Source organism: Cytobacillus sp. Hz8 (assembly GCF_042263505.1).
In the GTDB taxonomy this organism is placed as follows: Bacteria; Bacillota; Bacilli; order Bacillales; family Cytobacillaceae; genus Bacillus_BE.
Window position 1 is genome coordinate 17375 of sequence record NZ_JBHKFI010000020.1, and the last position, 21158, is coordinate 38532.

Consider the following 21158-nt stretch of genomic DNA (forward strand, 5'->3'; position numbering starts at 1 on the left):
TGCGAATTCCTTATATTCCCATGAAATAAATAAATTTATAATTCATAATAGATACAATTTTGTGAGGATAGTGGTGATTCGTTGGACGTCAAATACATTCCCTCTGATTGGGAAAAAATGCGAAAAGGGATCGACGACCATATACTTGGAATTGGTTTTGGCAAAGGGATGATTGATCATCTTAAGGATCTCAATGAAATTCTGGAGGATGCTGAAGCCGATATTGCCAAATATGACAGTGATGGAGTGATTTCTTTTCAACACACAAGTCAAAAGGGTAAATATGAGGAGCTTGAAAAGGATTTTGATATTCTACATAGTTTTTCTGGAATAGTTGGAGAAATTGTTGACCGCACCATTGACGAACCATTCTACCAAGATATGGATGCCTTTGTAGAGGCAATCCGGAACATTGATCCAATGAAATATAAAACGAAAAATCGCATCGGCGCAACAGAAATCAAAACGATTTATGAAGGCTACGGAACAACACGAACTATAGAGGTCCCCAAAACAAAGGTGAGCCTCGAGGATTTATTCAGTGGCGACAACTTTTACGGTGAAAAGATGAAGCTGGAATACGAAGAGTGGAAACAAATAAATCCAGATCAGGACTTTTCCCAAAAAGAATATCAACGAGCCGTCTTAAATTCAAGAGCATTTGAATACGAATCCATTCGAGATACACAGGAAAGCAAAGAGATTTTAAGGGATATTGTTACTTTAGGGCTGGTTATTGTAGCTGCTGGAGTTACTTTTGTGGCTCCACCTGCAGGAATAGCTTTAGGACTTGCTGTAGGAACCGTTTCTGGAGCTCTCGAATTAAAATCCGCCGTGACCGGGAAAGATTGGGTGTCGGGGCGCGAACTTGGTACAGGCGAGCGATTGGTACGAGGAACTTTAGCTCCGTTAGATATTGTACCTGGTGTAAGTGGACTCACGAAATTTACCCGTATGGCTGGCGTCGTTAAAGTCTCAGAAAAGCTAGTAAAAATGACCACCAAGGCAACAGTTCCTATTAAACAAGGTGTCAATCAAGTTGGAAATTTGGTAGAAACCGCAAGAAAGATGGGTACAGCACGATTGAAAAATGCAGGAGAAGTGATCAAAAATGCTGGGGCCAAGATGAAAAACAAAGTCATCGACGATATAATAGAGACAGGGAAAATTCCAGATTACTTGGCTACGCAAGCGAAGAAATTAAACGCCATGTTAAATCCAGGGTTGGTGACAAACACTGGTCATAGAGTGAAAGAATCGGTTGAAAATACTCGTACAGTAGAGAAGAAGCTGGATGCTGCTTTGAGTAAGTATAAGGTTGATATTGGTGGTACTAAGGGTACGGGTGAACTTAATAAGGACTTAGCAAAAGATTATCTAAGGGATATAGAGGCTAAAACTGGACGAAAGGTTAATAAAGAGCAGATTCATCTTATCAAAGAAGCTTTGAGAAACAATAACTATGAAAAATTAACACCAAAAGAGACAGCTATGCATAGGAGCAAATTTACATCGAGCTTGAAAGATAAATTGATTGCAAAATGGGAAGAAAAAACCAACCAAAAGTGGCCTAGATATACAGAAGAAGTGTTTGATAAGAACGGAGAAGTTGCCCGAAGTATTGGTCAACCGTATGATGCTCATCATATCATAGAGAACAACTTTGGTGGTCCTCATGAGTGGTGGAATATTCATCCGGCAAAATATCCTAATGAACACCAAGCGGGAATACATGGAAAAGGAGCACCATCAGGAAAACTATTTCCAAGGAGGTAAAATAGTATATGGCAGATTTTGAATTTATTAATGAACTAGAAAATAAAACTTATATGGTACCTGAAGATGATATTTTAAAAGCTGAGCAAAGAATGAATATCAGTTTTCCAAATGATTTAAAACAATTATATTTGGAAGTAGGTTATGGTTTTATTAAAGGTCAAAGTGCTAATGCGATAAATAGGATATTGGGACCAGGGGCTGTAGCAGACATTAGATTAAGAGAAGGTATTTTTGAATTTGACCCAGATTTGGATGAACTTTATGATGAAGATAAACTTATTTTTTTTGAAGTAAACGAAGGTGTTTATATTTCATTAGATTTACAATTAGTTAATAATCCAATATTTTATTTCGATATTCAAATAGCTGAATCGTTAGAGGATTTTTTTAAAAAGTTTCTCAATAATAATGAATATTATTTAGATTTAATAGAGGATTAGGCTTATTTAGTAGGAGTAGTTAGTAGATTTAATCGACCTTGATTGGCTAAATGCCTTTCAAGGTTTTTTACTTGATAGGGATGAGGGGACAGGTGCGAGTCCACTGAAAAGTCCAACTAAATTAAAAGTTAAGACGAAACAATACAATATATTGAAAATCAATATTCTTTAAATACTAGTTATAGATATTTTTATAAGCTGTTTTTGATGGCTAGGTACTTTTTCAGCAATCTCGGACAGGTACCTTGTTCCACAAAAATAATTCAAATGAATCTTATTAATAGACAAAAGAAAGCCATGTGGAGAGAAGAAATTCCGCAAGGCTTATTTTTTTGACAAACGATTTTGTACAGTAAGAATTGAAAAGACATGGATGCCTTTGTAGAGGCGATCCAGAGTATCAACATTACCAACTACAAGACCACCAACCGGATTGAGGCCAAGGTAATTCAAACCATCTATGACGGAGGTACCCAACAAAAATTAGAAATCCCTAAAACAAAAATAAGCCTAGAGGATTTGTTCAGCGGCGATAATTACTACAGCAAACAAATGAAGCTGGAATACGAAGCGGTGAAGAAATTACACCCAGATCAGGACTTTTCCCAAAAGGAATACCAACTAGCCGTCCTGAATTCCAGAGCCTTTGAATATGAATCCATCAAAGATTCCCAGGAAAATAAAGAATTCTGGGGTCAAATCGCGGCTTTAGTGGTGATTTAACATTCAGTAGGACCCCCAATGATGGAAGGTTCACTCTATACGATAGATTGTTTATATTATTTCAATTCTTTGTTAAGTAAGTTTTTTTGCTAGATACTTGACAAAGAATTCTTTTAATTCTAATATTAAACATGTTTAATACACGTTTAATATTAGGGGGTCTTACTATAGCTAGTCAAGATACAAGAAATAAACTAATAGAAACTACCAAAAGGTTGCTGACAAATGGAATGCCGCTTAAAGCTTTGACCGCACGGAAAATTTCAACCGAGACAGGAACAAATCTTGCGATGATAAATTATTGTTTCAAATCAAAGGATGAACTTTTGAAAATAGCAGTTGACGAAATTATTGCCGAAGAATTTAATCAATATTCTCAACTGAACTCACACAATATATCTGCAAAGGAACAACTGAGAGAAATACTGCTTCATGTATGCAATGCTATGATAAAATACCGTGAGCTTACTAGATTGTCCATCCCCTATTTAATAATGAATGATGAAATCTCTCTTCCACTTGATATTTTACCCTTTATTAAAGAGCACTTTGGAGTAAATAAAAGTGAAGCGGAGTGTCGAGTGATTGCTTTTCAAATTGTTTACACCATGCAGGTGATTTTTTATCGTAATGAAGATTTTCGCAAATACTCTGGGATTGATATTACAAATAAGGTGCATTTAAATAATTTTATCAATATGCAGTTAAATTTGTTTTTGGAAGGCGATTGACGATGAAAAACATGTTGAAAATATTTTCACTTACTGCTTTTATACTCGCTATACCTTCACTAATTGTAGTTGACTGGTTTTATAAGGGATATGGTATCTTAATGATGTTTGCTCTAATAACAATTGGTCTTGTTTTTGACCAAATAATACGCATGAAATATCCCAGATATAGAGTTACATCACTCCAAAATTATCATATGAATAAACTACTTAACCTATTTGCTCTCACGTTATTTGTTCAAGCTCCTATGGCTTTGATTTTTGGAAATATTTATATGTATAGATTAGGATTTTGGTTAATGGCGACTATGATTTGTTCTGGAATTGTTCTTAATCAGATAGCAAGGATTAGATTTGGTTATCAAATAGAGATAGGGGAGAAAGAGAAATGTCAGTCTTGACAAAAACTTAGCCGGAATACCTATCTTTCTATTGATTTGCACTATTATTTGTGGATTGTGGGTTAAACTCCCCCCCAATAAGATATGCAATTTCACTTTGTGCTCCAATATGTGGAATCTTTCTTCAGCGGTGCCTTGTCTAGTTAAAAAATCATTAATCATTGTGGCACTTCCGTTAAGTGCCTATTACCGATTAGAAAATGGTTCGGAAAATAGGTAAATGCACATTTTGAAAGTACAAGTTGATAGTTTATGACTAATGAATAGGATGTGAGGAGAATCGAAAGTAAAGGAGAGTATCTTATGTATCCTAATCATTATCAAATGTATGATTATAACCCGTATAGCCAGGAATTGTATTGGCCTTCTTATGAGTGGGAGGATGATCTTGAAACTTATGATGATCGACTATTTGGTGGGTTTCTACCCCCATTCTCACCGCCTGGTCAAGGACCAACAGGAGGGCCACCCCCATTTGCACCGCCTGGCCAAGGACCAATAGGAGGAGCACCGCCGTTTGCACCACCTGGTCAAGGGCCAACAGTTGGACCACCAACTTCTGCACCACCGTCTTTTGTTCCTCAACAACAAGTACAAACATTTGCAGTTGATCCTGGAGGTATTAGAGGTTGCTTATTTAGGTTCACTTATATATGGCTAAGAGGTTTTCAACAGTTCTGGTTTTATCCAACCTTTGTAGGCCGTAACTCTGTTGCAGGGTACCGTTGGACGGGATTTAGATGGATTTATACAGGAATTAGTTTACGCCAGATTCAATCGTTTACTTGCTTCTAATAAGGGGGGAGCAAGAGTCAAACGACTATTCATATTATGAGGGTAAAAGGTAGAATTGCTTTTTCAAAAAAGTGATTGTACCTTTTTTATATTTTTTTATTTTACAAATGCGTGCTAACTCCACCGTCTTTAGACGCTATCTGTTTTTAGCCTTATCTTTATGTGTCTATACTAAAATTGAGGTGAAAGTATGGACGGATATCAATAAAGTAGTCATGCCAATTGAAAGTTAATCGACCGCGAGGAGGAAGATTTAATGGATGAGATTAAGCAGATAAATCCTAAAAAAATAGTACAGATTATTATGGACAAATTCCTAGCGAGAAAAGGAAGATAAGAAAGTATCCAGCCATTATTAGGCAATAGGGCCCAAAACTTTCCCACTCCAACGAGAAGACAGTGCAAATTCCTTATATTCCCATGAAATAAATAAATTTATTATTCATAATAGATACAATTTTGTGAGGATAGTGGTGATTCGTTGGACGTCAAATACATTCCCTCTGATTGGGAAAAAATGCGAAAAGGGATCAGCGACCATATACTTGGAATTGGTTTTGGCAAAGGGATGATTGATCATCTTAAGGATCTCAATGAAATTCTGGAGGATGCTGAAGCCGATATTGCCAAATATGACAGTGATGGAGTGATTTCTTTTCAACACACAAGTCAAAAGGGTAAATATGAGGAGCTTGAAAAGGATTTTGATATTCTACATAGTTTTTCTGGAATAGTTGGAGAAATTGTTGACCGCACCATTGACGAACCATTCTACCAAGATATGGATGCCTTTGTAGAGGCAATCCGGAACATTGATCCAATGAAATATAAAACGAAAAATCGCATCGGCGCAACAGAAATCAAAACGATTTATGAAGGCTACGGAACAACACGAACTATAGAGGTCCCCAAAACAAAGGTGAGCCTCGAGGATTTATTCAGTGGCGACAACTTTTACGGTGAAAAGATGAAGCTGGAATACGAAGAGTGGAAACAAATAAATCCAGATCAGGACTTTTCCCAAAAAGAATATCAACGAGCCGTCTTAAATTCAAGAGCATTTGAATACGAATCCATTAGAGATACACAGGAAAGCAAAGAGATTTTAAGGGATATTGTTACTTTAGGGCTGGTTATTGTAGCTGCTGGAGTTACTTTTGTAGCTCCTCCTGCAGGAATAACTTTAGGACTTGCCGTAGGAACCATTTCTGGAGTTCTCGAATTAAAATCCGCAGTGACCGGGAAAGATTGGGTGTCGGGGCGCGAACTTGGTACAGGCGAGCGATTGGTTAGAGGAGCATTAGCACCGTTAGATATAGTACCCGGTGTAAGTGGGGTAACGAAATTTACACGTATAACTGGCATTGTTAAATATTCTGAAAAGCTAGCAAAAATGACCACCAAGGTAACAGCCCCTATTAAACAAGATGTCAATCAAGTTAGAAATTTGGTAGAAACCGCAAGAAAGATGGGTACAGCACGATTGAAAAATGCAGGAGAAGTGATCAAAAATGCTGGGGCCAAGATGAAAAACAAAGTCATCGACGATATAATAGAGACAGGGAAAATTCCAGATTATTTGGCTACGCAAGCGAAGAAATTAAACGCCGTGTTAAATCCAGGCTTGGTGACAAACACTGGTCATAGAGTGAAGGAAACGGTTGAAAATGATCGAACGGTAGAGAAGAAGCTGGATGCTGCTTTGAGTAAGTATAAGGTTGATATTGGTAGTAGTACTAAGGGGACGGGTAAAGACTATAAAAACTATAAAGCTGTGGAATATACTGGAACAACGAAGATTAATGGAGAAGAAAGAGATATTAGCAGACGGGTTTTTCAAAGGATTGATATCGATTATAAGAGAATCGATCCTGATACTGGCATGACAAACTTTCAATTAATGAAAAAAGGAAGAGCACCAATTTGGAAAGATGGAACAGTTATAGAGCTTCATCATTTAATCCAAAGAGAGCCAGGATCAATGGTGGAAATTCCTGCAAGTATGCATGATGAATATAATAAAATTTTGCATGGTTTGGTGGAGAATGGTGGGAGCTTTAGAAATGACCCTGTATTAAAAAAGCAATACGACAACTTTAGAAGTAAATATTGGAGATGGAGAGCTAAGCAAATAGATAAAAGTGAATTGTAAAAGGAGGAGCCTTGAATGGATAAAGAGGAATTAACAAACTTTATTAATGAACATAAGGAATCAGATGACTTTACAGGTGGAGTAGATGAAAGTCAAATCAATTCTATCCAAAATCAGCTAGGGGTGGAATTACCAGAAAGTTTTAAGTGGTTTTTAACTACCTATGGTTCCGGTGGGTTATTTGGAGTTGATATTTTAGGCGTGGCTAAGTCAAATAGAGCTCCTGTTGTTTTTAATACAAAGAGATATAGAGATTTAGGAATGGAAAAGGATTTAGTAGTTATTGAAGATGCTGGAGAATATGTTTATTGTCTATATACCAGCGAAATGGAGAATAATGAGTGCCCAGTAATAGCGTGGAATCGACCAGGGGGACTTGATGACTACAATACAGCAAAGAATTTTTATGAGTTTTTATCACAAAGGTTGTTGGATGCAAAAGAAGCTTGGGAAGAAGATTTTTAAGATAGATAAGTAGAGAGAAATTATAAATGAGATTTAGGAAAATCAAAAACTCTTGGTGGTTGTACCATCAAGGATTTGTATAATGATATTTTGTTTATAAAAAATGTACGATAATTAGGCGAGATGACATTTTAATCTAATGAAGTATTGTTACAGGGAACAAGCCAAAAAATTACGAAATTAAACTGGCTCGTTTGTTTAAAGCTAGAAATAGAAATGAAATATTTTATATAGCTAACTATAAAGCACTTGATTGCCAATTGATATGCTACCCCCATATAGGACTTGTTATATTTCAATGTCCTATACAGGGGTAGCACACCAGGTGGTAGTAAAGGTGCGGGTAAAGACATTACAAAAGTTAAATACGGGGGTCAATATACTAGGATTGGTCGTAAGAAAGTATTAAAACCGAATGTTGAGTATACAAGTAAAGAAGGATACAATTATAAAACAGATAATCATGGTCGGATAAAAAGTGCTGAAGGAACTCTCAAATTAGGAGATGGCAAAAGAAATAACTATGCCCAACAGGTAGTAGGAAGAGAATATCGAAAACCTGATGATGAAGGTGGCCATTTTATTGCAAGTATTTTCAAAGGTTCAGGAGATCTTGATAATCTTGTTCCAATGGATGGAAATTTAAATAAAGGCGAATGGAAAAAACTTGAAAATACCTGGGTGGATGCGCTTAAACATGGTGATGAAGTAAAGGTGAAGATAACCCCAAACTATAAGGCTAATTCACAACGTCCAGAAAGTTTTAATATTAAGTACAAAATTGGTGATGATGAATGGGAAATTAGACGATTTGATAATGTACCGGGAGGGAGAAAGTTAGATGAATGAGGAACAATTAGATAGATTATATCAACAGATAGCAGAAGTTGTTGTAGAAACTATTCCAGAAGAATGGTCTAAGGTTTATTTATACGGTGAGGTTGTTGAAGGTTCTCAGACTGCTTACTTTTATTATTATCCTGAAGGTAGTGATAAACCAATATACAGTCATGATATAACTGAACTATTTACTGTTAGTGAGCTTGAATACACAGAAAAATGGCATCGATTAGTTGATTTTATTCAAGATCTTTGGAGAACATTTAAAGATAATAGTCAAGAGTCTTGGATAAATTTCACTATGGTTTTTGATAAGATAGGAAAGTTTCATATTGATTTTAATTATGATGATCTTTCAAAGATAGACTCTCATGAAAGGAAAACTATTTGGAAGTATGAACATCTTGGCATAATACCTAAAAGTAATTCTGGGAAAAAGCATTTAGAAAAATATCTTTCTAGACTGGAATAATTTTTAACTCAAGTTAAGGACGAAAAGAGCGAGAAGAAGCAGAGGGACGTTTCTCAGCTTCCTTTTTATTTTACGACTTTAGTCAGCTTTTATTTTCTTGATTCCTAAGAATAAAGATTCCTCAAGGGTGGCTATCAGAGTGGATAAAAGAGATAATAGAAGTTCCGAGTAAATAGGAGGTTATTATGGATAGTAGGAAAGAGCAGTTAACTAGGCAAGTAAAAACGGTAATAAATATTCTTGAGATTATTCTAACGAAATAAAAAAAGATATATTTCAATTAATATATAGAAGATATAAGAATGCATTGGAAATTCTAGAAAATAATAAAGATATTAATGGAATAAATATTGTTGGTGGTGTAAGAGCCTATATGGATAGTTATAACGACTATCAAAATCCATTTTTAGGAGAATTACATAAGGCGGAAAACCTCCTAAAAGAGTTATTATAATTTAATTTTTGTAACATTGGTGTTTGTCAAGAAAGTTGCCACATGTTATTTCCAAAAAAAATCCTAATATTTTGAGTATTTGAAATTACGTGTCTTTCGCAACTTGAAAGACCGAGCAAGGTGGGTTCGATGTCATGGAAGCGATGTTAAATCAGCCATTAGCGCTGCACGAATGGCTGCATCTAAATTTGAATTTATTATAGCGGTACGTTGAGACTTTTTGAGGGGGTGCTAAATTTGAACTTGAAGCTTGAAGGACGTGTAGTATATGTCACAGGCGGCAGCCGCGGTATTGGCAAAGCTATTGTTACTACTTTGCTCAGTGAGGGGGCTTTCGTGGGAACGTGTGCTCGTAACCGGGAGGAGTTAGAACAGTTGCGTAACTCGTTACCAGAAACAGCGCGTTCTAGACTCACCATCCAGGAATGCGACGTTCGTAACCTTGAAGCTGTTCGCGCAGCCGTTACTTACACAACCGAACAGTTTGGTCATCTTGATGGCATAGTGGCAAATGCAGGATTTGGGACTTCCGGGCGAGTGCTGGAAACACCAATCACTGAGTGGATGACACAGTATGAGATAAAACTGCTGGGCGTCCTTAATCTGGTGCAAGCAGCTGCTCCTGCCTTGCGTCAATCCGATGCTGGCCGTGTGGTGATAATGAATGGTGTCACGGCACGCGTACCGGATCGCGAGATGGCTGCAGTAAGTGCAGCGCGAACCGCCATAAGCAACGTTGCGTATTTACTGGCAACTGAACTCGCTTCTGACGGGATTTGTGTTAATGTAGTAAATATCGGAGCAATCGAGACAAACCGTCAGCGTGCTCGATTCGAGAGTTCCGGTTCCTCAATGACTTATTCTGCTTGGGCCAAACAGGAGGCGGAACGTCGAGGAATTATTCTTGGCAGATTTGGACGAACAGATGAAGTCGCACCGTTAGTTATGCTGCTCCTTTCTCCACTTTCGTCATACATCACTGGAAGCTCGATTGACATAGCTGGAGGTCTAAATGCAAGGCCTTGATTGTGCTAGTGGTTAAAGACATGGGAGAAGCGAGTGGCACTGTCAGGATCGATTTGTTGGGAAAGTGGTTGTTCCTCAGTGTGGAAGGAAAAGCCGATGCTGAGCATGTCACTGCGGAAGTTGCGAAATTTATGAGTTGCATAACAATTGCCAATCTTGTTTACTTCTTCAACATTGAAGCTTAATAAGGTTTGAACTAGTAGATAGCGTAACAAACAAAAAGCCAATTCTTCCATGGCGTAGGAAAAATTGGCTTTTTGAATTAAAAACTCTTAGGTAAAGGGCAACACGAAAATAAGCCTTCCATATTAAAAATTTTGGTAAAAAATTTTTTTATAATTAGAGCTTTTAAGAAACAAAGACCTACAGAATTAAATTCATCTGAATTTTTTTGATTAAGCAACTTGTTGTTGATTTAACATAAGATTCATACGGTCAGATCTTAATTATGAAGCATTATAAACTAACGTAACAAGATCAAGATGGACTTTAGCTATTTTTCCGGTACGATAACAAACGTTGTTTAGTTGAAAATATCCCTTGAGATAAGCATTCACTCGTTCTACTGCAGTATAATGTTTAAAGATTGTTTTCCTAGCTTTTGATCCTCGTGCTGGAGCCGTGTATTTTCTAAGATCAGTTAATTTTTTAACTTTGTAGACCTTTTGACAGAGATCATCATTCGATAACGGGCAGTTAACACATTCTCTAGGCCTTGAATATTTTTCATCAATGAACGATGATTTAAAACAAACATTCTAAACCAGTCTTCATATTTATTTTCTAATTATACCTTGAATTAACTTTGTTGCAATCATCAGTCTTTCCCTAAAATTTGGTGGAAAATGGTATTAGAATCTGTATTAAGAAAAAGTGATATTCATTTTGATAAAAGATACGGGCTGTGTTATCCTATTGGGAATCAATTAGTTTTGCAAGTTGCATTAATTGGACGAAGAGAATTAAGTGAAGAAGAAATTGACGATATTTTTGAACGTAACTACAATCTGATGAGTACAATTAATTATCTTTTTGGAGGTGTTTGAACATGAACAGAGCTCGGAAAGTAACTGGTAAAAATGCTTTTAAAATAGGTGAAGCAGTTTCAGGAGTACGAGCTGTTATTCCTTCCAAAAATGGAAAAGAAGAAACAGGGGTAGTTGTGTATAAACGAAAAGCAGTATATAATGATGACCCTTATAAAAAACGAGCTAGAGCATGAATATTGAGAAGGGAGGAAATCTCTCTTCTCTTTTTTATGTAATAAACGTCGCGTTAAATCCATTACCAGTTTTCTAGAAGAATTAGTGAATGAGGACTATAACTCCAGTCAATTAAGTCATTGGGTATGCACATATTGGATTTACAACCTCAATCAAAAAGATGGCGAAAATCACTTAAATGTCGCCATTACAAGAGCGAGTAGGAAACCATTGTCATTACAAGCATCGAGCCGGATGAACTGAACGTTGGGAACACATCACAATTTGTGCCAAAATATAAAATCGTATCTAAAATACGCTAAGGCCGTCGCCAAAATCTGTGTCTATTTTCTTGACGTAGTATCAAAAGTTTTAGTGATAAAAAAGAGTCCTTACTCTGTAAAATTAAAGACAAGTGATGGTACATGAGGTTTTTAATAACAATAGCTTGTCTATAATGTTGCACATTAAATGAATAAAGGTACATCACAAATTTAAAGTGGTGTACCTTTTTGTTTTTATTAGCCTCTAAATGACCTCATTTACTACCACATAAAACACAAAAAAGTTAAATATTCACAGCGACTTTATTACTATGCTAAAATAAGAACAAATATTCTGAAAACAAATATTTAGGTGGTGAATAAATGAAAGAATATACGGTTAAAGAGGTAGCTGACCTTGTAGGAAAACATGAAGAAACAGTCAAGCGATGTTTCGCTCAGGTAAGTTGCCCAATTTTTATTGAAACAGCGAAAAAGAAGGATGGAGATTTCTGAATCTGATTTAATAAACATGAATCGTATTTTGCCCCTTAAAGAAGCAGAACAACCATTTTTATTCTTTTTTATTTTGTATTTGTGTTTATCAAGCTTTGTTTTAAATATTGGAGTAGTAGGACTAACGATCAATTTTTTTTGATATTTTGGCTACGTTTGAGTATGTTACTGTTTTTCCATTCTTATTCAATAAATCAATCGCTTGTTTACCTATCTCAACCGGAACGATTACTTCGTTTTTGATGACTTTCATAAGTTCTGACTTACGTATTTATAAGAACTTTTATAAACCTTATTGCGGTCTATGACAGCTACGATTTATAGATTGACTTATTGTTCTTGAGGATGGACAAATTATTAATTTTAAAGATATATGTGGAATATCCTTTAAAATCTTAACATGAGGTGTTGAAATTGGAAAAAGATGAAAAATATTTAAGAGCTAAAAAAAAGGTGCAAAATCTTAAAGCGTTTTATATTCATTTAACGGTCTACATTCTGGTAAACATCATGCTTTTTTTCATAAATTTATTATCTGATGCGGGTAATTGGTGGTTTTTATATCCACTTGGAGGCTGGGGAATTGGTGTTCTAGTCCATGGATTATCGACAATTGCATTTTTTAATTTTGGTTCAGATTGGGAAGAGAGAAAGATAAAAGAATACATTGAAAAAGATAAGATAGAACGTTAGATTTATAGCTTTATTGTAATAATTAATAGGAAGTGGAAGTTGCTTTATTATTTGCTATATAGGGGTACAGACAGCAAAACGGAAATATTGCACGTTAAGGCTCAATCCGTTGATATTAAAGCCAAGTTTCAAAAACGTCTTATCCAAATCATCCTTAAAAGTGCTGAAATTAGCACATTTACAGCATCAAAACTCATTACCAAAATCAAAGTACCGTTTGCTGAAGAGTGAATACCTTTTTGGTAAGTTCTTAGCGTAAACATAACAAGTATTTGTTATAAGTTAACTTGCTTACCGTACAAAATTTCCGAAATGTTGGCGAGACCCCAAGTAGAGTCATTATTAACCACTTTATTTGATGAAGTAGAAAGTGGTTATACAAATCCAGAGCAATGTTTGGGAAAAATTATAATTTGTGCAAAGAAAGACAATGGTGAAATCGTATTTTTAGGTTAGAAGTTTTTAGGGTGTTAGGACTTCTTGAAGTAACGGGGGCTTTAGTTTAAGGAGCGTACGGAAACATTGTTGTGGTAAAAATTTTGTTGTTGTAGTAGTAAATGAGGTCATATGTCGTACAAAAGGATAGATGTAAACAGGTATACTCTTCTGTTCATCTATCCTTTCTTTTTAACCCTATTGATGTGTGACATTATAACAAATCGTTTAATTATAGGTTTTCATAATTATTTTCTTGACTTTTAATAAAATGAATTGGACTCCTTATCTAGTACACCGTGCACTTAATACCCATATACATATTTTTTGACAAGAACGATTATGACGCCAAAGTCATTATGATTTTTCTGCAAGTGTAATAAGCTTTTCTACAGTTTTAGGTATTTCTTCCTTTAATATGAGTTTCATGATAGACAAAAGTAAGAACGAAGTTGGTCCGGATACTTCAATTCGAAAGGTTACTTCATTTTCTCCATTACTCATTTCTTTTATTGAATGATGCCAGTCCATTTTTCCACCCATTGGTAAAAAGAAACGATCTGTGTAGCGAGTATTTGGTTCGCACTCAATTATTTTATATTTTCTTGCCGGTTGGTCCTTGAGTTTTAATTCCCCAGTTGCTCCAAGCTGAAAAGGACCATTAATCTTTGCCCACTCCAAGCCCGCATCCCAACTAGTCCGATTTGGTACATCTGCCCATAACTGCCAAATTGCATCTTTATTCGCTGTTGTCTTTTTTGTCACTTCCAGAACCTGCATTGTTGTTACCTCCCCGATTATCCCTATAATGATGACTAATCCAATAATCACACAAACAACAGTTAGTAATGCTTTCTTTTTTTTCTCATTTCATCACTTGTCTTTTATTTTTGTTAAAAACCTCTGGTTATAATTCGCATTAAAATATCTACTTGCGGGACATGATAATCCTCACCCAATACCATTACACCTGAAAGAACCGTCAGGTAGCTAGATATAAGTTCTACTAGGTTTCCATCTGCAATTTCTCCTGCATTTTGTCCTTCCCTAAATAATGGCAATAGACGATTGACATAGGCTTCCATTGGATATTGCCGAATAATTTGTTTCGCTTTCTCAGGTACACCATCCGAGTTGCGTGCCTGAAGAATCAGCTTGAAATAAGGGGCCTTGCTCTCATCAATAATTGACTCGGTAAGTTTCTTTATTTTGTCTAGTGGGGAACCATCAGCATGATAAAGATCATCAATTGAAGATAGAGACGCTTCAATGGCAACCTGAATAAGTGTGGTAAAGATATCATCTTTCGATTTAAAGTAACGGTAAAAGAGACCTTGACTTATGCCAGCTTCATCAGCGATCATGCTCATTTTTGTTCCGATAATTCCACGCCGGGAAAAAACTATAAGGGCTGAATTCATGATTTGTTCTCTGCGCTCATCGCGTATTTGGTTCAGTTGTTCTTGGTTAAATGGTGCCATGAATCTTCTCTCCTTTATTTATTATGATATCTACCAATATTATTCAAATTGATGAATGAATGAGTCATTCATTATAAATTATAAATGTACATCTATGTCTTGCCAAGTGACAAATTTATTTAATTTGTATCGAATTTTTTATCAACAAACATCAGATTTTGAAGGTGCTAAGACTAACATAAAAAATCGTTTAGAAAGCAAGGATTCTATTATATTCCTTGTTAAAGATAAACAAGAGTATGTGGGATTTACTCAACTTTATCCCACATTTTCATCAATATCTATGAAAAGAGCATGGATATTAAATGACTTGTATCTGGTTCAATGCGTTTACTGGTTTTATCTAGTTGAGCCTGGCTATCTTGGTCTATCAAATAGGGGATACCTCTTCTGTGTGGTAGTGATTTCTCGTCAATCTCACTATACCAAAGAACGAGGTGTTTTTTCATTTATTAACATGAGCGTCAAGCAAACTATTAGATAAAGTGAAACTTCCATCAGTGGGGGTTTTCTTCATCCCCCACTGATGGTTAGTTGAACCAATCACGCTCATAGCGCCACGTCCTGTGGCTTCGCCTGACTAGGACCTCCTGTCCGTCGTCGGACCTTTACGGGCAGTTGATCCCCCACCTATCTTCTTTGCATACGCAAAATTTTGAGGTGGGGGTCTTACTGCCCGTTAAGGCGGGATAAATATCAAACACATCGTGAAAAGTTTGTTTTAATTTTTCAATAACCGCATCTAGTTCTGCTTGCGTTTCAAAATAAAGACCTCGCCGCTTCTTGGGCGAAGCGCCCTTGATGGTATTCCTAACTTAAGAGGTTGGGGAGATTGATGGGGAACTGTTTAAGAATGCCGCCAGAAAAATGCAGCCGATGCGATTGATAAAACCGAGAAGTCACCTGTTAATAACGGGCGGCCTTTTTTATTTGCTGATAACAACCAAACTTCATATAATATGTGCAAAAATTCAAACTATTTTTACATTTTCGTAACTAAAGATAAACAATCAATCTATACGATTAATCTTGTAATAAAAATATCGTATAGGGGATGAGAACATGAAGAAGAAAGCATTTCTAGGAATGGGCTTTGCGCTATCCTTGTTATTTAGCCCGTTTCACCAAGCTTTTGCTGCCGAAACAACAGGAGAACAAAGACAAGTGGATAATGTAGCCCATCGCGGGGCATCCGGATATGCGCCGGAAAACACCATCGCTGCTTTTGACAAAGCAGTTGAAATGAAAGCGGACTATATTGAAATTGATGTTCAAAGAAGCAAGGATGGGAAGCTGGTCATTATCCATGATACGACCGTGGATAGAACTACTGACGGGACAGGCAAAGTGAAGGATTTAACTTTTGAACAATTGAGGGCTCTTGACGCCGGCAGTTTTAAGGGGGAGCAATTTAAAGGAGAAAAAATCCCGACTTTTGATGAAATACTTGATCGTTATCACGGAAAAACTGGCATTTTAATAGAGTTAAAGACACCGGAGCTTTACCCTGGCATAGAAGAAAGTGTTGCCCAGGAGTTAAAAGAGCGTAATCTTGACCATCCGCAAAATGAAAAAATTATTATCCAATCGTTTAACTTTGAATCAATGGAAAAAATGAATGAACTTCTTCCAAAGGTGCCAATTGGAGTTCTTACTTCTTCTCAAGCTGATGCATCAGAACAGGCATTAAAAGAATTTTCCGCTTACGCTGATTACTTTAACCCGAGCTACGGAATTGTTTCGGAAGATTTAGTTGAACAAGTTCATTCACTTGGATTGAAAATTTCTTCATGGACAGTAAGCAACCAGGAAACAGCCAATTTTCTTTTAAGTATGGATGTTGATGCCATTATTACTAATTACCCGGATTATGTAGATCCTCGAAACTAATATTAAAGAGACGAAGGTACTATGTACCACAAAAATATTTAAAAGGACTAATTCCCTCAAACAATGGTTTGAGGTTTTTTGTATCCCGAGGCAACCCGATTTATAACAGGAATAAATCCTTAATACAGAACAAAAAATTTAACCGTCAAAAAGTGAACAGTGTTTACTTTTGTGATTAATGATGTTAGAATTTTCTGTAAAAGAGGTGGCGATTTGGATGGTGAAAGTTCAAAAATCTGAAGGTTATTCTTTTCAACCATATTTAGATGTGAGAGACACGTTGAATGATTTAGACAATCCATTTTTACGAAAGGTTTTAGAAAAAACGGTTGGGAGCGATTGGCAGGGGCTAGAACAAAGGCTCCAACCTTTTGTAGAAAAACTCTCTACTAAATGGCGTAGGGCAACAAACGAGATTGCTAGACCCAAAAATCATCCGAGACTACGCCATTACGATGCCTACAACAATCGGATTGATCGTCTTGTACGTCCATTAGAAGCAATCCAACTTACAGAAGAAGTATTTGGTGAGGGGTTATTTTCTTCAAAGCAGCTTGCTTATGAGGGGATTATTAAGCGCTATTTTTTACATGGGAATGGAGAGGCTGGGATCACCTGTCCGCTGGCTTGTACAGATGGACTCATTGCGTTAATTGAAGCATTTTATGATGAACAACCAGAGGAAGTCAGGAAAATTCACACTCATGCAAAGGAAGGAATCAACGGAGATTTTGCCATTGGAGCACAATTTATGTCGGAAATACAAGGGGGTTCAAATATTCCAGCGAATATCCTACGAGCAGTACCTGAGGGCGATTATTATAAATTATATGGCAATAAATTTTTCTGCTCGGCTGTTCATGCTGATTACTCTGTTGTAACGGCTCGTGTAGATGGAACAGAGGATGTGGCTGTATTTATTGTACCTTCCTGGCTTTCGGGTAATAAGGAAAAAGAGATTCGTAATAACTTCCGCATTAATAGCTTGAAATGGAAGCTTGGTACTACTGAATTACCATCAGGAGAGATTGATTATGACGGAGCAATTGCCTATCGCATTGGTCCGCAAAATCGTGGGGTAGCATTAGCTGTGAGCATTGTCTTAACACGTTCACGATTAGATATAGGCTTGGCTAGTGCAGCTTTTGTGATGCGAGCAGCACGTGAAGCAAAGCTATATGCCCATTTTCGTCATGTATTTGATCGAAAAATTAATGATTTTCCAATGGCAGCTGCACAGTTGGATGATTTAGAGGATGCGGCAAAACGAATGGTTGCTACCGCTTTTTCTATTTATAAAATGTTTCATGAAGAGGACACACTTAATGAACTAGAAGCCTTTGCATTACGCGAATTGATCTTATTGCAGAAAATTTTTGCCTCTAAAGAAGCGGTTGAAAAATTGCGCTTAGCTATTTCTATTTTGGGTGGACATGGGGCGATTGAGGAGTTTTCTTCGATTCCAAGATTATTCCGTGATAGCATGGTCAACGAACTTTGGGAAGGTCCAAGGAATGTCCTATTAACCCAAATCTATCGTGATCTTTATAAAATGCAAAGACATGTTCCGTTAAATGAAATATTAAAGACATTATTTCCACATTTAGCAGATGCTGAAATCTTTGTTTACAGTAAGCGTATTCACACAATTTTGGCACAAAACCTTGTGGCAGCACCAACAAACGAAAATAAACAGGCTGCAAGAAACTGGGAGCTACTTTGGGAAGAGTTATTCTTATCCTATCAATATGCGGTAATAGCTCCATTTAAAGAGATACCGATTTTGCAAAAAGAAACTCTTAACAAATGATAAGGGGGAATGGGCGATGGGAAACAATATAGGAAGTATGTTACGTAGTCGAGCAGTTATGATGGGGGAGAAAATTGGATTTATTCATGGAGACTTGAACATTTCATTTAAAGAAATGAATACAAGGGCGAATGCATTTGCCTCATATCTGCAACAACAAGGGATTACAATGGGAGACAAAATTGCTATTCTTTGCAAAAACAATGAAAACGTAGTGGCAACATTTTTTGGAGCTGCCAAGATAGGTGTTATAACCGTAATGGCAAATTGGCGCCTGCAACCAGCAGAGTTACAATATATATTGACGCATAGTGATGCAAAACTTGTCGTATATGATGAAATCTTTCAAACAGTTATTGATGAATTAAAAAGACAAATTCCTGCAACATTGTTTATTTCAAAGAATACATCACCTTCGTTTGAAGCTATTTGGGGAAATAAGGTTGAAGAGCCAGTATATACTTCAGGGGGAGATGAACCAATTTTAATCATGTATACATCCGGTACAACGGGTAAGCCTAACGGTGCGTTGTTATCGCACAACAATTTGCTAGCAGCATCGATAGGTTTATCTCATACAATCGATTGGTGGGAACAAGATCGATTTTTAATGGTGGCTCCGTTCTTCCATATAGGCGGATTTGCACCGCTGATTACAAATGTTCATACAGGAGCTACCATGATTTTGCTGGAAGATTTTGAACCGGTTGCAACTTGGAGATTAATTGAAAAAGAATGTATCACAACGATGATGACGGTTCCTGCTATGCTAGCATTTTTGTTAAAAACGTATCCGATGGTAAAGCCCGACATATCTTCTCTTCGTAACATTTCATGTGGAGCATCTGCCGTCCCAACACCACTCATTTTAGGATTTAGACAGCTTGGTATACCGATTCAGCAAGTGTGTGGCATTACGGAATATACAGGTGCTGTAACATTTTGGAAAGAATCGCAACACCCTGAAAAGTATGATTCTATGGGCAAGCCAGTCATGCAGGGGACATTGCGTATTGCACATATTGATACAAAGGAACCGTTACCGCCGGGTGAGGTCGGCGAAATTGTCATTGGTGGTCCGCAAGTTTTCGTCGGCTACTATAAAAATGAAGAAGCCTATTATGCGGCTGTTCAAAATGGCAAGTTTTACACAGGGGATTTAGGCTATTTGGACGAAGATGGATTTTTATATGTAGTAGATCGTTTAAAAGATATGATCATTAGTGGTGGGGAAAATATTTATTCTGCTGAACTGGAGTTAGCTCTTAGTTTGCATCCTGCGATTGCAGATGTAGCAGTAGTTGGTATCCCGAATGAGCAATGGGGTGAGGTGCCACATGCATATATCGTCAAAGCAGCTGATGCCAGTCTTTCTGAAGAGGAAGTAATTTCCTTTTGTAAGGAAAAACTTGCCTCTTATAAGGCGATAAAAGAGGTAAGTTTCATCGACCAATTACCGCGTAATGCCGTGGGGAAAATTTTGAAGAGCAAGCTAAAGGAGGCTGCAACCATTTAGTAAATGGTTTACTTCCGTAGTTAAAGATAAAGTGATCTTTTAGTTGGAACTCATTACTACGTAATCTAATAAAAACAAGTATCTTCCATTTAAGGGAAAGATGCTTGTTTTTAGTATAATAGACTCTATCATCGTTATTATTTTCGGTTAATGCTAGGAAGGTAAGTGTCCGATGTAGCGTTTTACAAGAAATGTGATGTGTTCGAGTGCTTGTTCAGATGTAAAACCAGGATAGTTTTTGTAAGTGATTAGTAAACCATTTAATGTAGAAAAAAGTAATTGTGCTTCACTTTTTGCTTCCTCTTGAAAAATTGGTTTTAATGATTGCTCAAATATTCCAATCAGCTCTGAAATTTCCGCAAAAATTGGTATCGATGTATGCGGGCGATTGGCTTCCAACATAAAGTAAGCCATCATTTGATATAAAACATTTTCCTTGAACATATAGTTGACGTAATTTAAGGTTAGTTCCTCAAGACGCGAAAATGCCTTTAGCCGGGAAATTAATTTTATCCCCTCAAGCTTCATTGTCTCTATGTAAAGTTGCTGCTGATCCTTAAAGTATTTGTAAATGAGCGCAGGTGAAACGTTTGCCTGTTTGGCAATGTCACGTATGCTGATATTTGTAAATGATTTTGTACTAAATAAATACAAAGCAGCTTCGATAATTTTTTGCTTACTTTCCTGTTTTTTTATATCACGTTTCATCAGTGGTCTCCTTCTGAGTGAATTCCTTGCTGTGTTATCTTTCAAATAATGAATGAAATGCTTTTCCCTTTCTATCATATTATTTTTTGACTGGCAAAACTATTACTTGCATGAATTTGTTGTGGAAAGTAGGGATATAACCCTTTATTCCGCAAATTCTTGGCAGTATTTAAGAATGAGAAGAATTTAGAGGTATTGGAATTTCTAAATAGCTATCGACCATCTAAGAAAAGATGGAAACTCAGAAGTCCGTCTAAGTGCATCTGCAGGGAATCAAGGTATTAGACTTTACGAACATAAATATGGATTAATTACCAAGGCTCCCTTTTTTTCGATTTATACATATTTCTATCAAGGTTGGAGAAC

Annotated in this window: 23 protein-coding genes and 2 pseudogenes; 21 read left to right on the plus strand and 4 right to left on the minus strand. The window is 36.6% G+C overall.

The genetic code is table 11. The features are described 5' to 3' along the window. Nucleotides 1-81: 81 nt before the first annotated feature. The 13 genes and pseudogenes from ACE38V_RS19080 (at nucleotide 82) to ACE38V_RS19140 (ending at nucleotide 10463) form a co-directional block, all read left to right on the plus strand. The gene (locus ACE38V_RS19080; RefSeq protein ID WP_375843752.1) at nucleotides 82-1776 is read left to right on the plus strand and encodes a hypothetical protein; all 1695 of its coding nucleotides are present in this window, start codon (nucleotides 82-84) and stop codon (nucleotides 1774-1776) included. 8 nt (nucleotides 1777-1784) lie between these two features. Next, entirely contained in the window at nucleotides 1785-2219 is a 435-nt protein-coding gene (locus ACE38V_RS19085; protein WP_375843754.1) for an SMI1/KNR4 family protein, read from the plus strand. 369 nt (nucleotides 2220-2588) lie between these two features. Next, nucleotides 2589-2942 carry a hypothetical protein gene (locus ACE38V_RS19090; RefSeq protein ID WP_375843756.1) on the plus strand — a complete coding sequence of 118 codons (354 nt, stop codon included), beginning with the start codon at nucleotides 2589-2591 and terminating at the stop codon, nucleotides 2940-2942. 326 nt (nucleotides 2943-3268) lie between these two features. Beyond that, the gene (locus ACE38V_RS19095; protein WP_375843758.1) at nucleotides 3269-3673 is read left to right on the plus strand and encodes a hypothetical protein; all 405 of its coding nucleotides are present in this window, start codon (nucleotides 3269-3271) and stop codon (nucleotides 3671-3673) included. Between the two features lie 2 nt (nucleotides 3674-3675). Next, complete coding sequence (locus tag ACE38V_RS19100; RefSeq protein WP_375843760.1) at nucleotides 3676-4074, plus strand: hypothetical protein; 399 nt, start codon at nucleotides 3676-3678, stop codon at nucleotides 4072-4074. Between the two features lie 303 nt (nucleotides 4075-4377). Beyond that, entirely contained in the window at nucleotides 4378-4869 is a 492-nt protein-coding gene (locus ACE38V_RS19105) for a hypothetical protein (RefSeq protein WP_375843763.1), read from the plus strand. Between the two features lie 481 nt (nucleotides 4870-5350). Beyond that, nucleotides 5351-7021: an HNH/ENDO VII family nuclease gene (locus tag ACE38V_RS19110; RefSeq protein WP_375843765.1), complete on the plus strand. Its 1671-nt coding sequence runs from the start codon at nucleotides 5351-5353 to the stop codon at nucleotides 7019-7021. Nucleotides 7022-7036: 15 nt separating this feature from the next. Beyond that, nucleotides 7037-7486, plus strand: a complete 450-nt coding sequence (locus ACE38V_RS19115) for an SMI1/KNR4 family protein (protein WP_375843767.1) — start codon at nucleotides 7037-7039, stop codon at nucleotides 7484-7486. A 285-nt stretch (nucleotides 7487-7771) separates the two neighbouring features. Next, nucleotides 7772-8335: a DNA/RNA non-specific endonuclease gene (locus ACE38V_RS19120; protein WP_375843769.1), complete on the plus strand. Its 564-nt coding sequence runs from the start codon at nucleotides 7772-7774 to the stop codon at nucleotides 8333-8335. Then, nucleotides 8328-8798, plus strand: a complete 471-nt coding sequence (locus ACE38V_RS19125; RefSeq protein ID WP_375843771.1) for an antitoxin YezG family protein — start codon at nucleotides 8328-8330, stop codon at nucleotides 8796-8798. The genes ACE38V_RS19120 and ACE38V_RS19125 overlap by 8 nt, the downstream gene beginning before the upstream one ends. A 185-nt stretch (nucleotides 8799-8983) precedes the next feature. Continuing rightward, a pseudogene (locus ACE38V_RS19130) lies at nucleotides 8984-9252 on the plus strand (hypothetical protein). A gap of 237 nt (nucleotides 9253-9489) precedes the next feature. Continuing rightward, nucleotides 9490-10278 (plus strand): SDR family oxidoreductase, encoded by a 789-nt coding sequence (locus tag ACE38V_RS19135; protein WP_375843773.1) that lies wholly within the window; start codon nucleotides 9490-9492, stop codon nucleotides 10276-10278. 20 nt (nucleotides 10279-10298) lie between these two features. Continuing rightward, entirely contained in the window at nucleotides 10299-10463 is a 165-nt protein-coding gene (locus ACE38V_RS19140) for a hypothetical protein (RefSeq protein ID WP_375843775.1), read from the plus strand. Nucleotides 10464-10724: 261 nt separating this feature from the next. Here the strand turns inward: ACE38V_RS19140 and ACE38V_RS19145 are convergent. Then, nucleotides 10725-11003 (minus strand): annotated as a pseudogene (locus tag ACE38V_RS19145) (IS5/IS1182 family transposase); the annotation flags it as partial. A 120-nt stretch (nucleotides 11004-11123) separates the two neighbouring features. Here ACE38V_RS19145 and ACE38V_RS19150 point away from each other — a divergent pair. The 5 genes from ACE38V_RS19150 (at nucleotide 11124) to ACE38V_RS19170 (ending at nucleotide 13183) form a co-directional block, all read left to right on the plus strand. Next, nucleotides 11124-11324 (plus strand): hypothetical protein, encoded by a 201-nt coding sequence (locus tag ACE38V_RS19150; protein WP_375843777.1) that lies wholly within the window; start codon nucleotides 11124-11126, stop codon nucleotides 11322-11324. 2 nt (nucleotides 11325-11326) lie between these two features. Further along, nucleotides 11327-11500, plus strand: a complete 174-nt coding sequence (locus tag ACE38V_RS19155) for a hypothetical protein (protein WP_375843779.1) — start codon at nucleotides 11327-11329, stop codon at nucleotides 11498-11500. Nucleotides 11501-12127: 627 nt separating this feature from the next. Beyond that, nucleotides 12128-12259, plus strand: coding sequence for a hypothetical protein (locus ACE38V_RS19160; protein WP_375843781.1), 132 nt, complete (start codon nucleotides 12128-12130; stop codon nucleotides 12257-12259). Between the two features lie 414 nt (nucleotides 12260-12673). After that, nucleotides 12674-12952: a 2TM domain-containing protein gene (locus ACE38V_RS19165; RefSeq protein ID WP_375843783.1), complete on the plus strand. Its 279-nt coding sequence runs from the start codon at nucleotides 12674-12676 to the stop codon at nucleotides 12950-12952. Nucleotides 12953-12991: 39 nt separating this feature from the next. Beyond that, nucleotides 12992-13183 carry a hypothetical protein gene (locus tag ACE38V_RS19170; RefSeq protein ID WP_375843785.1) on the plus strand — a complete coding sequence of 64 codons (192 nt, stop codon included), beginning with the start codon at nucleotides 12992-12994 and terminating at the stop codon, nucleotides 13181-13183. Between the two features lie 561 nt (nucleotides 13184-13744). Here ACE38V_RS19170 and ACE38V_RS19175 read toward each other — a convergent pair. Together ACE38V_RS19175 and ACE38V_RS19180 are read right to left on the minus strand one after the other, a co-directional pair. Continuing rightward, nucleotides 13745-14167: an SRPBCC family protein gene (locus ACE38V_RS19175; protein ID WP_375843787.1), complete on the minus strand. Its 423-nt coding sequence runs from the start codon at nucleotides 14165-14167 to the stop codon at nucleotides 13745-13747. Nucleotides 14168-14280: 113 nt separating this feature from the next. Next, nucleotides 14281-14868 (minus strand): TetR/AcrR family transcriptional regulator, encoded by a 588-nt coding sequence (locus tag ACE38V_RS19180; RefSeq protein ID WP_375843789.1) that lies wholly within the window; start codon nucleotides 14866-14868, stop codon nucleotides 14281-14283. A 1062-nt stretch (nucleotides 14869-15930) separates the two neighbouring features. On the opposite strand from ACE38V_RS19180, the gene ACE38V_RS19185 reads away from it, so the two are divergent. The 3 genes from ACE38V_RS19185 (at nucleotide 15931) to ACE38V_RS19195 (ending at nucleotide 20084) form a co-directional block, all read left to right on the plus strand. Further along, nucleotides 15931-16758, plus strand: a complete 828-nt coding sequence (locus tag ACE38V_RS19185) for a glycerophosphodiester phosphodiesterase (protein ID WP_375843791.1) — start codon at nucleotides 15931-15933, stop codon at nucleotides 16756-16758. 217 nt (nucleotides 16759-16975) lie between these two features. After that, nucleotides 16976-18568 (plus strand): acyl-CoA dehydrogenase family protein, encoded by a 1593-nt coding sequence (locus tag ACE38V_RS19190; RefSeq protein WP_375843793.1) that lies wholly within the window; start codon nucleotides 16976-16978, stop codon nucleotides 18566-18568. A 16-nt stretch (nucleotides 18569-18584) separates the two neighbouring features. After that, nucleotides 18585-20084 carry a class I adenylate-forming enzyme family protein gene (locus tag ACE38V_RS19195; RefSeq protein ID WP_375843795.1) on the plus strand — a complete coding sequence of 500 codons (1500 nt, stop codon included), beginning with the start codon at nucleotides 18585-18587 and terminating at the stop codon, nucleotides 20082-20084. A gap of 153 nt (nucleotides 20085-20237) precedes the next feature. Here ACE38V_RS19195 and ACE38V_RS19200 read toward each other — a convergent pair whose 3' ends face one another. Next, nucleotides 20238-20792, minus strand: a complete 555-nt coding sequence (locus ACE38V_RS19200) for a TetR/AcrR family transcriptional regulator (protein WP_375843797.1) — start codon at nucleotides 20790-20792, stop codon at nucleotides 20238-20240. Between the last annotated feature and the right edge of the window lie 366 nt (nucleotides 20793-21158).

What these genes read in the sequence shown, in the direction of transcription:
- ACE38V_RS19140 (WP_375843775.1), top strand. Translation starts at nt 10,299, where the DNA reads ATGGGAGAAGCGAGTGGCACTGTCAGGATCGATTTGTTGGGAAAGTGG.
- ACE38V_RS19155 (WP_375843779.1), top strand. Translation starts at nt 11,327, where the DNA reads ATGAACAGAGCTCGGAAAGTAACTGGTAAAAATGCTTTTAAAATAGGT.
- ACE38V_RS19200 (WP_375843797.1), bottom strand. Translation starts at nt 20,792, where the DNA reads ATGAAACGTGATATAAAAAAACAGGAAAGTAAGCAAAAAATTATCGAA.
- ACE38V_RS19150 (WP_375843777.1), top strand. Translation starts at nt 11,124, where the DNA reads ATGGTATTAGAATCTGTATTAAGAAAAAGTGATATTCATTTTGATAAA.
- ACE38V_RS19190 (WP_375843793.1), top strand. Translation starts at nt 16,976, where the DNA reads ATGGTGAAAGTTCAAAAATCTGAAGGTTATTCTTTTCAACCATATTTA.
- ACE38V_RS19105 (WP_375843763.1), top strand. Translation starts at nt 4,378, where the DNA reads ATGTATCCTAATCATTATCAAATGTATGATTATAACCCGTATAGCCAG.
- ACE38V_RS19180 (WP_375843789.1), bottom strand. Translation starts at nt 14,868, where the DNA reads ATGGCACCATTTAACCAAGAACAACTGAACCAAATACGCGATGAGCGC.
- ACE38V_RS19160 (WP_375843781.1), top strand. Translation starts at nt 12,128, where the DNA reads ATGAAAGAATATACGGTTAAAGAGGTAGCTGACCTTGTAGGAAAACAT.
- ACE38V_RS19100 (WP_375843760.1), top strand. Translation starts at nt 3,676, where the DNA reads ATGAAAAACATGTTGAAAATATTTTCACTTACTGCTTTTATACTCGCT.
- ACE38V_RS19115 (WP_375843767.1), top strand. Translation starts at nt 7,037, where the DNA reads ATGGATAAAGAGGAATTAACAAACTTTATTAATGAACATAAGGAATCA.
- ACE38V_RS19185 (WP_375843791.1), top strand. Translation starts at nt 15,931, where the DNA reads ATGAAGAAGAAAGCATTTCTAGGAATGGGCTTTGCGCTATCCTTGTTA.
- ACE38V_RS19085 (WP_375843754.1), top strand. Translation starts at nt 1,785, where the DNA reads ATGGCAGATTTTGAATTTATTAATGAACTAGAAAATAAAACTTATATG.
- ACE38V_RS19125 (WP_375843771.1), top strand. Translation starts at nt 8,328, where the DNA reads ATGAATGAGGAACAATTAGATAGATTATATCAACAGATAGCAGAAGTT.
- ACE38V_RS19175 (WP_375843787.1), bottom strand. Translation starts at nt 14,167, where the DNA reads ATGCAGGTTCTGGAAGTGACAAAAAAGACAACAGCGAATAAAGATGCA.
- ACE38V_RS19195 (WP_375843795.1), top strand. Translation starts at nt 18,585, where the DNA reads ATGGGAAACAATATAGGAAGTATGTTACGTAGTCGAGCAGTTATGATG.
- ACE38V_RS19090 (WP_375843756.1), top strand. Translation starts at nt 2,589, where the DNA reads ATGGATGCCTTTGTAGAGGCGATCCAGAGTATCAACATTACCAACTAC.